This is a genomic window from Halpernia sp. GG3, assembly GCF_052976925.2.
Genome location: NZ_JBRIIR020000017.1, coordinates 397680 through 410860, shown reverse-complemented (window position 1 = coordinate 410860; position 13181 = coordinate 397680). Strand labels below are relative to the sequence as shown.

13 protein-coding genes are annotated in these 13181 nt (G+C 34.0%); 10 read left to right on the top strand and 3 right to left on the bottom strand.

The window, feature by feature from the left end; all coding sequences use genetic code 11:
- Nucleotides 1-28 precede the first annotated feature (28 nt).
- The 8 genes from ACVBED_RS11360 to ypfJ all read left to right on the top strand — a co-directional run bounded on the left by ACVBED_RS11360 (nt 29) and on the right by ypfJ (nt 7011).
- Complete coding sequence (locus tag ACVBED_RS11360) at nt 29-1207, top strand: hypothetical protein (RefSeq protein WP_447120387.1); 1179 nt, start codon at nt 29-31, stop codon at nt 1205-1207.
- 5 nt (nt 1208-1212) lie between these two features.
- Nucleotides 1213-1749, top strand: a complete 537-nt coding sequence (locus ACVBED_RS11355; protein WP_447120386.1) for an adenine phosphoribosyltransferase — start codon at nt 1213-1215, stop codon at nt 1747-1749.
- 245 nt (nt 1750-1994) lie between these two features.
- Nucleotides 1995-2486, top strand: coding sequence for a peptide-methionine (S)-S-oxide reductase MsrA (msrA, locus tag ACVBED_RS11350; protein WP_447120385.1), 492 nt, complete (start codon nt 1995-1997; stop codon nt 2484-2486).
- Between the two features lie 128 nt (nt 2487-2614).
- On the top strand, nt 2615-3328 hold the full coding sequence (locus ACVBED_RS11345) for a YfgM family protein (RefSeq protein ID WP_447120384.1): 714 nt from the start codon (nt 2615-2617) through the stop codon (nt 3326-3328).
- Nucleotides 3329-3330: 2 nt separating this feature from the next.
- Nucleotides 3331-3846, top strand: a complete 516-nt coding sequence (ribH, locus tag ACVBED_RS11340; protein ID WP_447120383.1) for a 6,7-dimethyl-8-ribityllumazine synthase — start codon at nt 3331-3333, stop codon at nt 3844-3846.
- An 85-nt stretch (nt 3847-3931) separates the two neighbouring features.
- Complete coding sequence (locus ACVBED_RS11335) at nt 3932-4684, top strand: glycosyltransferase (RefSeq protein ID WP_447120382.1); 753 nt, start codon at nt 3932-3934, stop codon at nt 4682-4684.
- Nucleotides 4659-6053: an ArnT family glycosyltransferase gene (locus tag ACVBED_RS11330; RefSeq protein ID WP_447120381.1), complete on the top strand. Its 1395-nt coding sequence runs from the start codon at nt 4659-4661 to the stop codon at nt 6051-6053. Before ACVBED_RS11335 ends, ACVBED_RS11330 begins: the two co-directional genes overlap by 26 nt.
- Nucleotides 6054-6156: 103 nt before the next feature.
- Nucleotides 6157-7011 (top strand): KPN_02809 family neutral zinc metallopeptidase, encoded by an 855-nt coding sequence (gene ypfJ, locus ACVBED_RS11325; RefSeq protein ID WP_447120380.1) that lies wholly within the window; start codon nt 6157-6159, stop codon nt 7009-7011.
- A gap of 110 nt (nt 7012-7121) precedes the next feature.
- Here ypfJ and ACVBED_RS11320 read toward each other — a convergent pair whose 3' ends face one another.
- Both ACVBED_RS11320 and ACVBED_RS11315 read right to left on the bottom strand, forming a co-directional pair.
- On the bottom strand, nt 7122-8960 hold the full coding sequence (locus ACVBED_RS11320) for an ABC transporter ATP-binding protein (protein ID WP_447120379.1): 1839 nt from the start codon (nt 8958-8960) through the stop codon (nt 7122-7124).
- Between the two features lie 334 nt (nt 8961-9294).
- Nucleotides 9295-9684 (bottom strand): DUF4293 family protein, encoded by a 390-nt coding sequence (locus ACVBED_RS11315; RefSeq protein ID WP_447120378.1) that lies wholly within the window; start codon nt 9682-9684, stop codon nt 9295-9297.
- Nucleotides 9685-9847: 163 nt separating this feature from the next.
- Between ACVBED_RS11315 and rho the strand changes: the two genes are divergently transcribed.
- Nucleotides 9848-11764 (top strand): transcription termination factor Rho, encoded by a 1917-nt coding sequence (gene rho / locus ACVBED_RS11310; protein WP_447120377.1) that lies wholly within the window; start codon nt 9848-9850, stop codon nt 11762-11764.
- Nucleotides 11765-12100: 336 nt separating this feature from the next.
- Nucleotides 12101-12697: a superoxide dismutase gene (locus ACVBED_RS11305; protein ID WP_473095021.1), complete on the top strand. Its 597-nt coding sequence runs from the start codon at nt 12101-12103 to the stop codon at nt 12695-12697.
- Nucleotides 12698-12767: 70 nt separating this feature from the next.
- Here ACVBED_RS11305 and ACVBED_RS11300 read toward each other — a convergent pair whose 3' ends face one another.
- Entirely contained in the window at nt 12768-13181 is a 414-nt protein-coding gene (locus ACVBED_RS11300; RefSeq protein ID WP_473095020.1) for a DUF6146 family protein, read from the bottom strand.

The window sequence follows — 13181 nt, the reverse complement described above, 5'->3', positions numbered from 1 at the left end:
TTTACTAAATTTGTACAAATCATAGTTTATGAAAAAGTATTTCTTTCTTTTTTTCGCATTCAGTCTACTTTTGTTTACCTCTTGTAAGAAAACGAAAATAGATTCCACGAATCTAAAAACTTTCCAAAGCAGTGTTAATGATCTGGAATCAGGTTTAAATACGATCAAGCAGATAAAATTTAATGAGGCTTTATACATTTTAAAAACTTTTGGTGTAGAAGGAAATGACGACATCTCCAAACTAAAGGCTTTATCAAAACTTCTTGAAGGTAAAAAAGTGCCGCAGATTTTAACAATGGCTGATGAAATAGCAAAAAAAAATAATGTAGAGTGGACCAGCATTTCTCCACCATCGTTAGGTGAAATGAATATTTTTGGTTCTGTAAACGCCGCAGAAAAAGATCCTAATGAAATTGATGCCACCTCACTTTCAATCACTGCAACGCCAATAGCAATCGATAGTATTTTAGGACCAAAAGCGTTACAGGTTGTTCCCCGTTTATTGGATAATTCGGGCGCATCCATTTCTTTCTCAGGCGCTGCACTAGAAACCGTAATGGAAGTTTCCAGCAATGGAACAAGACTATTAACTGCTAAAAACTTAATGCAAAATAATAATTTTAGAGGATTCACTTTAAGATTTGCTTCACTGCCGAAGGACAAAATTACTGATGGGAAAATTGAGATTAAAATAACCGTTAAAAGTTCTAAAAAAACTTATCAAATGATTAAATCCAGCGTTCTTGTCAATAGCAAAATTTTGCTGGAACAGACAGTTATTGCAACAGACTCTACTAAAGCGGCACCACTAAATTCGGCGATAATTGACGCTAATGGAGTTCCAATTACGACAAGCACGATTCCTCCTGTCACGGTTACTAATCCAAAATCAACGGTTTTAAAATTTTTAAATAGTCTTGGTTCTCAAAATTTAAAAGGAGCGTATGAAGTTTCAGAAAATCCATCTTGGGGCAATTATGATAACTTTTCAAATCCAAATTCTGGCTTTGGTGCGGTAAAAAATTTAAATGTGAATTCTGTCACAACGAGTAATTCCACAGATAAAAATGCCGCAGTAAATGCCAATTATAACGTAACCGATAAAAACGGCAATACTGTTTCTTTAGATGTAACTTATGGCTTGCAAAATAAGAATGGAACCTGGAAAATTTCTAGTTATAAAATTAATTCGTCACAAAAAAAATAAAAAATTTGGCCTCATCAGATCTTATTTCAAAATTAAAATCCACGATCACCAATATTCCTGATTTTCCTTCAAAAGGAATTCAGTTTAAAGACATTTCGCCTATTTTTTTAGATCATACTCTTTATGAAGAAGTCATTAAAGATTTAGCTAATTTCAGTCGAGGTAGAATTGATGCAGTTTGCGGGATAGAAAGTCGCGGCTATCTTTTTGGGATTGCCATTGCGGCTGCTTTAGAAGTTCCTTTTATTCTCATTAGAAAACAGGGGAAATTACCGCCACCATTTATCGGTGAAAAATACGATCTGGAATACGGTTCCGCAGAAATTGAAATGAAAACGGATCAACTAAAACCTGGCACCAGAGTATTAATTCACGATGATCTTTTAGCAACTGGTGGCACAACCCAAGCCGCTGGAAATTTAGTTAGAAAATTAGATGGAAAAGTATCGCAGTTTAGTTTCCTTATTAATCTTGAAGCCTTAAAAGGTGAGAAAAAACTGGAAAGTTTTAATGCTGAGATTTATTCTGTCTTGAGTTATTAATTTATATATAGAACCGCTAAAGAATAATCTATAGTTGAAAAAGCAGAATTTAATATTAAAATTCGCAAAAAAACGCTAGAATTACGCATTATTGAGAATCTAAACGCAAGGTTTATAATAAATATTAAAAACCAGAAACAAGCGTGTTGTAAACTACTATTTATCATTAAAATTTTAGATCAGTTTAATAAATAAAGTATTTTATTTGATTATTTTTGTAATGTATTTTAACTTAATAAATAAAAATGGAAAATATTAAAAAAGCATATATCGCGGGCGGTTGTTTTTGGGGAATGGAAGATCTTTTTAGAATCAGAACTGGCATAAAAGACACAGAAGTCGGTTATATCGGCGGTTCAAATGATAATCCAACTTATAGAAATCATCCAGGTCATGCGGAAGGGATTGAAATTACTTATGACGCAAATGAAACTTCTTTCAAAAAGATCTTAGATTATTTCTTTAGAATTCACAATCCAACTACTATTGATCAGCAAGGCAATGACAAGGGTTCAAGTTACAGATCTACTATATTTTTTCAGAACGACGAAGAAAAAGAAATTGCAAAAGAAGTAATTAAAATCGTTGATGATTCAAATAAATGGAATGGCAAAGCAGTAACGACATTGGAACCTTACTCCACCTTTTGGCAGGCTGAACCTGAACATCAGGATTATTTAGTAAAACAACCAAATGGCTATACTTGCCATTTCGAAAGATTTGACAGTTTTTTGTAAGATCTGCCTAATATTTCTAAATTATTCGCCCGGCCAATGCGTCTAAAATTCTTAAAATTAAAATTTTAAGCAAGTATTTTGTAAATCGTTTAGAAACAATTAAATTTGCAGTTCTATTCAAAAAAATTATGGCAGATAAACAAACTGGTAAAATACCCAATCATACTAAAGAAGGAAAAGAAACGGTTGAGTTTTTTAAAGATTTAGATAAAGATGCATTCAACACGGAACGTTTCATAGAGCGTTACGCGAAACAATTAAGCATTATTTTTGGTGTTTTAGTTGTAGGCGTTTTAGTCTTCTTTGCGTACCAACAATTTATTCAAGGGCCAAAAAATGAAGAGGCAACAAAAAGTTATTTAAGCGCTCAAAAAAACCTTTCTGAAGGTAAAGAAGATATTGCATTGGGTGGAAAATCTGCAGCAAATCCTGGTTTTGTCGGAACTTATAATAACTATTCTTCTACTGCAGCGGGTAAATTATCTGCTTATAACGCGGGTCTATTAGAATTTAAAAAAGGAAATTATCAAAAAGCATATGATCTTTTAGATAATTTCAGCTCTGGAAATAAAGTTTTAGTGGCGCTAAAATATGGTGCGATGGCAGATTGCCAAATTAACCTCAACAAAAGTGACGATGCGCTTTCTCTTTTAGATAAAGCAACATCCGCATCTGATGATCCTTACACCAGTTATTACTTTACAAAAAAAGCTGGACTTATCGCTTTGTCACTTAAAAAAAACAGTGAAGCGAAAAAATATTTTTCTGTAATTAATGAAAAATATAAAGATTACGACAACGGCATGTCTGATGCCTACATTGAAATGACCAAGTATTATTAAAAATGGCGACAGTAAATCTTTCAGATTATAAGTCTTTAAATATTTCTAATGCCGGTGAATACAACATCGGCATTGTATTTTCTGAGTGGAATGATTTCGCAACTTTCAGTTTGCGGGATGCTGCTTTAGAAATTTTAGAGAAAGAAGGCGTAAAAAAAGAGAACATAAAATTATTTCCTGTTCCTGGCGCTTTTGAACTAAATTTTGCCGCAATGCAACTTTGTAAAAAAGGTAGTTTTGATGCTGTAATAGCAATCGGTTGCGTCATCCGTGGTGAAACTCCGCATTTCGATTTCATTTGTGACGCTGTTGCGCAAGGTATTAAAGATTGTAATGTTTTCACAGAAGTTCCTGCAATTTTTTGTGTACTTACCGATAATACTAAAGAACAGTCCATCGCCAGAAGTGGTGGCGATCTTGGGAACAAGGGTGTTGAAGCTGCTGCAACCGCGCTGCAAATGATTAATTTCAAAAGAAAATTAGATCACAAAACTTCTAATATTGGTTTTGGAAAATAATAAATTAACCTAAATTTCCTGAAATGTATTTAGATAAGATCAAAGTATTTTTAGATTTAGGGATTTTCTATAATTCACCATCACCATGCAAAACGTAATCATCATCCCCTGCTATAATGAGGGAAACAGACTGCCACTAAAAAGCTATACAAATTTTCTAAGAAATATTGAAAACTGTTCTCTTGTCTTTGCAAATGATGGTTCCACGGATCATACTGAAGCAGTCTTAAAAACTATTAAAAACGAATTTCCTGCTAAAGTTGAAATTATAAATCTGCCAAAAAACGTTGGTAAAGCGCAGACAATTCAGATTGCTACACTTCAATGTTTGAAAGAATATCCTGCGGCAAAAAAAATTGGTTACCTTGATGCAGACCTTGCTACGTCGCTTGAAGAATGGCTTTTAATTTCTGAAAATATAAATGAAAATATTATTTTCGCTTTTGGCTCCAGAATTTCTAAGATCGATACAAACATCAACAGGAAAAATTACCGCCATTACTTAGGAAGATTTATTGCTACTGCCATTTCAACCTTGTTAAAATTGCACGTTTATGATTCACAGTGTGGTTGTAAAGTATTTCGAAGAGATGTCGCAGAAAAAGTATTTCAGGAACCTTTTATCTCAAAATGGCTTTTTGATGTAGAACTATTTTTCAGATTAAAAAATATTTTTAGTGGTGAAAGAATGAAAAGCATCTGCCGAGAAATTCCTTTGCAAGAATGGCAGGATGTAGAAGAATCAAAAGTGCACTTTACTTATTTCTTTCGGCTTTGGTATGATTTATTTTTAATAAACAAGAAATATAATAATGCAGCAAAAAAAATTACTAGATAATCCCAGGTTTTACTACGTTTCCTTTGCAATTATTATCATTGCGAGATTAGTACTAAATTCAGTAATTCCTTTAATGGATAAAACTGAGGCCCGATATGCAGAAATCGCCAGAATTATGGCGGAGACTGGCAATTGGGTGACACCACAAATTGATTACGGAGTTCCATTTTGGGCAAAACCGCCTTTATCGACTTGGCTTTCGGCAATCTCTATTAAAATTTTAGGTGTTAATGAATTTGCGGTGCGTTTTCCTTCTTTTATTATTTCCATTTTACTTTTACTTTTAATAAAACCTATCGCAAAACGGTTAAAAATAAGTCTAATTGTCCCCGCATTTATTTTATTTACAATTCCAGAATTTCTATTGCACGTTGGTGTCGTTTCTACGGATATGACTTTGTTGCTTTCTCTCACATGCATTATGATTGCTTTTTGGGAAGGGTTTAATAATGGTAAAACTTATTGGAAGTATCTTTTCTTTGCCGCCGTCGGTGTCGGTTTATTGGCGAAAGGTCCTATTGTAATTGTTCTTACCGGACCTCCAATTTTTTTGTGGGCTTTATGGTTTAAAAATTTAAAGAAAATATTTTCTACATTTCCATGGATAACTGGAATTTTGATTGTCCTAATTATCGCAGTTCCCTGGTATTATTTAGCGGAGGAACGCACTCCTGGATTTATAGATTACTTTATTATTGGTGAGCATTACAAAAGATTTTTTGACTCCAGCTGGAAAGGTGATAAATACGGTTTTCCAAAAATGCAACCTTTGGGGATTATCTGGGTTTTTCTTCTCGGCTTGTCAGTTCCCTGGATAATTTTCTTTTTCAATAAAGTAGTAACATTACGAAAAACACTTTTTAAAGATCCTTGGCTCACTTACCTTGTCTTTTGGATTATTTGGACACCACTCTTTTTTACAACTTCTAAAAGTTTAATTCACACGTATGTGCTTCCTACTTCTATTCCACTTGCTTTATTTGTAGCCACTTTTTGGAACGAAATAAAAAACAAAAAAACCTATTTTTATACAGCGTTGATTCTTCCTGCGCTTTCAATAATTCTAATTATTCTCTCTTTTATCCCCGGTGTTTTTCAAAAATTCACCAATACTGATAAATATATTTTAGCAAATAACAATGCTTCAACTTTGTATTATCTTGGTGATAAAACATATTCAAGTCAATTTTACAGCAAGGGGAAAGTCAAAACAATCACTGAAGTCGATTTAGCTAAAAAGTTTTTAGACAAAGAAAAATTTGATCTAATAATAAGCAAAGAAGACAGCAATATGGTGAAAAAATATAAATATTTTACTAAAATCGGGGAAGGAAAAAAAAGCTTTATCTATACAAATAATTCTCAATAAAAAGTTTATTTCAATATTTCAATTCTTTTCTAACACAAAAAATTTCAATTTAAGTTTGTGAATTTCTTGTGTTTTTAAATTCTAAATTTTATATAATAAAATCATGAGATGGACAAACGACAGCAGCGACAATGTAGATGACAGACGCGGTACCGGAGGTGGTGGAGTGGCTGTGGGTGGCGGAATTGGAACGTTAATAATCGCCGCAATTGTATATTTCCTTGGCGGAGATCCGTCTGCAGTTTTAAATTCAGGAATGTCTCAACAATCTGCACAAACGGAGCAAAGAGATTTGACGCCAGACGAATTGAAAACACGTCAGTTTGTAAAAATGGTAACCGGCGAAACAGAACAAACCTGGACAGCAGAATTTCAAAAACTCGGAATGACGTACAGAAAACCCCATGTTGTAATGTTTGAAGACACTACAAATTCTGGATGTGGAACGGCGCAAGCTGCGATGGGTCCGTTTTATTGTCCCACAGATGAAACCGTTTATATGGACATGAGCTTCTTCAAGGAACTTCAGCAGAAATTTGGTGCAAAAGTCACTGAATTTACAATTGCTTACGTCATGGCTCACGAGATTGGGCATCACGTTCAAACGCTTTTAGGTAAAACTCAAAAAGTAGATAAACTAAGAAACAGCGGCCAGTATTCAGAAGCAGATTTAAATCGAGTTTCCGTAGCGACTGAACTTCAGGCAGATTTCTATGCTGGCGTTTGGTCAAAATTAACAGATCAAAGAGAACATATTTTGGAACCAGGCGATATACAAAGTGCGATGGATGCAGCAGCAGCGGTTGGTGATGATAACATCCAGCGAAGAAGCACGGGAACTGTTAATCAAGAAGCCTTTACGCATGGAAGTTCTGCACAAAGGCAGGAATGGTTTATGAAGGGTTACAATACTGGTGACATAATGCAGGGAGATACTTTTAATCAACTTTTGAAATAAAAAATTGGGTGTTTAATTAACAGCCAATTTTTTTTATAAATGCAGGATAAAGCAAGTAAACACAATTAATTTTCACAATCCGCTTTCACTACTCAATATATCTTTGCGCACTATTTAAAATTCTGTAGTTCCACTAATTTATAATACACCGCTTTTCTTTCCATTAATTCCTGATGCGTTCCCTGTTCAACAATTTCGCCGCGTTCCATTACCACAATCCAGTCTGCTTTTTGAATGGTAGAAAGTCTATGCGCAATAATGAGTGAAGTACGGTTTTCCATCATTTTCTCTAACGCATCTTGTACAAATTTTTCAGATTCAGTATCTAAAGCCGAAGTTGCTTCATCTAAAATCATGATGGGTGGATTTTTTAAAACCGCACGTGCGATGGAAATTCTTTGTTTTTGTCCGCCAGATAATTTATTTCCATCATCCCCAATATTTGTGTGGTAAGAATTTGGAAGCTGTGTGATAAATTGATCTGCGTTTGCAATTTTAGCTGCAGAAATTACCTCTTCTTCAGGCGCAGATGGTTTCCCCATTAAAATATTATTGAAAACTGAATCATTAAACAAAACAGATTCCTGCGTTACCATTCCTAAAAGATGGCGGTATTCTTTTAAGTTTAATTCTTTAATATTTACGCCATCAATTAAAATTTCACCTTCAGACACGTCATAAAAACGCGCTAATAAATTGGCAATCGTGGTTTTTCCACTTCCCGATTGTCCGACCAAAGCGACGGTTTTTCCTTTTGGTAATGTTAAGGAAAAGTTTTTTAAAATAACATTGTCAACATCGTAATAAAAACCAATATTTTTAAATTCAATTTTACCGTTTAAGTCTGAAATTGATGTGGGGTTTTCTACTTCTTCGATTTTTAAATCATAATCTAAAACTTCAGAAACACGTTCTAAACTTGCCAAACCACCTTGAATAGATGAAATTGCAGAAGATAATTTTTTTGCTGGATCTAAAATCTGGAAAAATAAACCAATAAAAACCAGGAACGTTTCCGGTTCCATCGTGTGTGCCTGCAGAATTTGAGTTCCGGCAAACCAAGTGATAATTAAAATAGTAACAGAACCTAGAAACTCACTCATTGGCGAGGCCATTTCACGTTTCCGGCTCATTCCAATGGCAAATCTTTGCCATTCATTTGTCGTGTGATTAAATCTATTTGTAAGAATTTTATCAGCATTAAAGATCTTGATGACTTTTGATGATTTTAAAGTTTCATCAACCAAAGAAAAAAGATTTCCCAATTCCTGTTGCGCAGAATGGGCTTGTTTTTTCAAACTTTTTCCGACCCAGGCGATTAAAACTCCCATAACAGGAAAAACGATTAATGAGAATAAGGTTAGGTTTGGTGCTAATAAAAATAATGTAATCAGGGAAGAAATGATCATGAACGGTGAATTAATGACGTCAACCAGAGCGCCCATAATCCCGCCTTCTACCGCGCCGATATCGTTTGAAATACGGCTCATCATATCACCTTTTCTTTGTTCTGTGAAAAATGAAACGGGTAATTTTAAAAATTTATCATACATCGCAGTTCTTAAATCTTTGGTGATTCCGACTCGATAATTAACCAATAAATAAGCGCCAAGATAGCGGAAAATATTCCTTAAAAGAAAAGCAACTGCAGTGATCGTGCATAAAACTGCCAAAACTTTTACCGCGCCGTGTTGGTCAATTTGGGTTTGAATAGTGTAATAGGCCCAATCTTTCGCATTAGTGAAAAAATGTGACAGACCACCTTCCCAGACTGGTTTTGCGGAAGTGTCCACTTTTTTTACAGTGCCAAACATTAAACCTAAAATCGGCAGCATGGTGGCAACTGAAAAAATATTTAAAACTGAATAAAGAATGTTAAAAAAAACACTGAGAAAAAGATATTTTTGATGGGGTTTTGCGAAAAATAATATTCGTTTTAAGGGCTTCATTCACGGATAGATTAGTGGGTAAAATTACTGAAAATTTAGTTTGTAGGATTTAGAATTATTTGATCGCAAAAAACGGGACGAAATAAAAGATCTAATCTTTGAAAAACAGTTATTTTTCATTTCTATGCGTAACACAATAGGGATAGAAATGAAAATCCTTTTTTTTATTTTATTCAATAATTGAAAAAAAAAGATTGTAATGGATAGCCCGGCCGCCATTTTTTTTTACGCTTTATATTTTTAAAATGGGGGATTGCCCTACACAATTTGTTAACATTAAACAAAAAAGCAGTCTCCAAAGAAACTGCTTCACTCAAAAAAAATCATTGTGAGTCTATCGCAAACGGTCTACAGATTTTACGATCCTTTCATCTTTCCGGATGTAACTATTTGCAATTTGCAATGCAATTATTGATATTACGGGAAAAACTGGCTCAATACCCTTCTCAGGAAAATTAATTCCTCCGGATAATTTTAGCAACCAATAAGACAACAGACCTAGCAACAAAGCGTTTAAAATTATACTGAGCCAGTTCAGTATTCTTTGTCTTTTTCTATTTTTGTAGCCAAATAAACTTAAACCTCCTAAAATAACTAAGACGCTACATGATATTAACATTATAGGTGCTTTTAATTCAGCATCCAGATCTGTGGAAGTAATGTATAAGAATACTGCGCCTAGAATCGCAATAAATAACCATATACTTTGAATACGCTGTATCATAAAGGTTTATTTCAGTAAATTTAGTGTCGCAAAAGTAGATTTTTTTTTGCACAATTCAAAAATTAGTGTAGATTTGCAATACAATTTACAATTAAAGACATAAGTCACCTGACTTAAACCTCTTACTTGCACACACTTATAATTTACATATCTAACATATTTTATGTTTAACCTCGAAACCTTACGGTCTAAATCTGTTGAAGAATTAGCCAAAATCTCCAATGATTTAGGGCTAAAAACTCTAAAAAACAGTAGTGAAAACGACAAAATTTTTGGAATTTTAGATTTTCAAGCATCTAATACCAAAGTTGCCAAAGATTATTATAACTCAACTGAAAAGCCTGCAGAAAGCGCTTCGCCAGTAATTTCTGAAGAAGTAAAACCGATCAAAAAACCTGCGCCTAAAAAGAAGCCAGTTAAAAAACCTGTAGCAGAAACTCCGGAATTATCTTTAGAAACTGCTACTGAAGAAAAAGTTGAAAATACTTCTGAGCCAAAATCTCTTGAACCTTCAAAAACTCGTAAAAGAGTAGAAAAGAAACCTATAGAAAATTCTGTGCAAGAAGTAAAAACGGATGAGGCACCTTTAGAAATTAAATCGGAAGAAGAAAATGTGCCGACTCAAAAAGTTCAGCAAAAACCTCAACATCCGAATCAGCAGAATAAAAATAAAAATCAGCAGAACGGGAATAATTCGAATAGCAATAGTGCTAATCCAAATCAGAACAACCCGAATCAGAACAACCCGAATCAAAATAATCCAAATCAGAATAATTCGGCTCAAGGGAATTCTAATCAACCGAATACCAGCCAGACTAACCCAAATCAAGGGAATTCTAATCCGAATCAAAACAATCCGAATCAAAATCGGAAACCAAATCCCAATCAAAATAAAAACAATCAAAATCCTAATTCGAAAAATGCGGACAATAAAGAAGAGCAGGAAAAGAAAAAGGAATATAATTTCGACGGAATTGTAACAATAGAAGGTGTTTTAGAGATTTTACCAGATAATTATGGCTTTTTAAGATCATCTGATTTCAGTTATATTTCTTCCGCAGATGACGTTTATGTTTCTACCAATCAAATTAGAAATTATGGTTTAAAGACCGGCGACACGGTTCGTGGAATTGTAAGATTACCAAAAGAAGGTGAAAAATATTTTTCACTTTTAAAACCAACAGAAGTTAACGGCAGAGATCTGGATTTCATTAAAGACCGCGTTGCTTTTGAATATTTAACGCCACTTTTTCCACAGGAAAAATTTAATTTAGCGGGAAAAGGTTCAACACTTTCTACAAGAATTGTCGATTTATTTGCGCCAATCGGGAAAGGACAACGTGCAATGATCGTTGCGCAACCGAAAACCGGTAAAACGATGTTGCTGAAAGATATTGCAAACGCAATTTCTTCTAATCATCCGGAAGCTTATATGATGGTTCTTTTAATTGATGAAAGACCGGAAGAAGTAACGGATATGGAACGCAGTGTAAATGCGGAGGTCATCGCATCCACATTTGATGAATCGGCTGATAAGCACGTAAAAGTAGCAAATCTAGTGCTTGCAAAAGCGCAAAGAATGGTAGAATGCGGTCATGATGTCGTAATACTATTAGATTCTATCACACGTTTAGCGAGAGCATATAATACAGTGACGCCTGCTTCTGGGAAAATACTTTCTGGTGGTGTAGATGCAAATGCGCTTCACAAACCTAAAAGATTTTTTGGCGCAGCTAGAAAAATTGAAAACGGCGGATCTTTAACAATTATTGCAACGGCTTTAATCGACACAGGTTCTAAAATGGATGAAGTGATTTTCGAGGAATTTAAAGGAACTGGAAATATGGAACTTCAGTTGGATAGAAAAATTTCCAATAAAAGAATATATCCTGCGGTTGATCTAGTGTCTTCCAGTACGCGACGGGATGATCTGCTTTTAGATGAAGCAACGATGCAACGCATGTGGATCTTGAGAAAATATTTGTCTGATATGAATCCTTTGGAAGCCATGGATTTTGTGAATAAACAAATGAAAAATACTTTAAATAACGAAGAATTTTTAATGTCTATGAATAGATAGAATTTTAAAAATGTTGTTTGGGCAGCAATTTGACTACGTCGAATATCTATTTATTATTTTTTTATGGCAGACATTTCCGCCTTCCGTTCCCAATCTTTTTGCCACGAAATTATTTTAACAATAGAAAATTTTCGCTTGCAAAAAGGATTTCCACTCAAGTCGGGCTGCATAAGATTCTCCGTTTCAAATAAAAATTTAAAGCCATTCAATTTAGTTTGAATGGCTTTTTTATTTAACTTTATCAATGTTAAAGATTTTATAAAGTCCCGCAATCATTTAGGCTTTTGCATAATTATTGCTTAAATTTGATAAGAACATTTAAAAAAATATAATATTATGTCATTTACATTACCAGACTTAGGATTTGCGTACGACGCATTGGAACCACACATAGACGCCAAAACAATGGAAATCCATTATACAAAACACCACCAGGGTTATGTGGATAATTTGAATAAAGCCATTGAAGGTACAGATTTAGAAGGAAAAACAATTGAAGAAGTTTGTAAAACTGGTTCAGACAAAGCAGCAGTAAGAAATAATGGCGGTGGCCATTTCAACCACAGTTTATTTTGGAAAATTTTAAAACCAGGCGGAAGTAAGGAACCAGTTGGTCATGTTAAAGCAGCCATTGAAAAAATGGGTGGTTATGATAAATTTAAAGAAGATTTTGCCACTGCAGCGAAAACAAGATTTGGTTCTGGTTGGGCTTGGCTAATTAAAAAAGAAGATGGTTCTGTAGCAATTACTTCTACACCAAACCAAGACAATACTTTGATGCCGGTTGCTGAAGTTCATGGAACTCCACTTTTAGGTTTGGATGTTTGGGAACATGCTTATTATTTAAATTACCAAAACAAAAGACCAGATTATGTGACCAATTTCTTTGATCTAATCAATTGGGATAAAGTAGAAGAAAATTTCAACAAATAATTTTTGCTTCTCATAAATATAAAAGGTTCAACTAAAAATTGAACCTTTTTTTGTTTTAAATTTAAAGAAATTACCGAACTTCTGTTTGACTTAATCCATTAAGTTTTAAATGGTATTTCCATTGAACGTAGGCAAAAACCTGGTATAATTTATATTCAAATTTTAGCCCGTAATTTTCATTTGGATCGTAATCAATCGACGATTCGATCACATTCCGATATCTTCCAGAAAGGTATAAAGAATTCCATTCTACAACCAAAAAGGCATTTTTAGTTTTTAAATAAGATTCGCTGTAGAAATTCATTGGTTTTGCGATGGCGTTCAGAAAATAATCATACTGCGTATCAATCACTTGCAGATCCCATTCGCCGTCATCATTTTTTTCGGGTTTAAGTTCTGTTTTATTTTCGGACACCACTTTATTCTTTGGCACACAACCTATAAAAAAGGCGAAAACTGAAAGAACTAAGGCTATTTTTTTCAT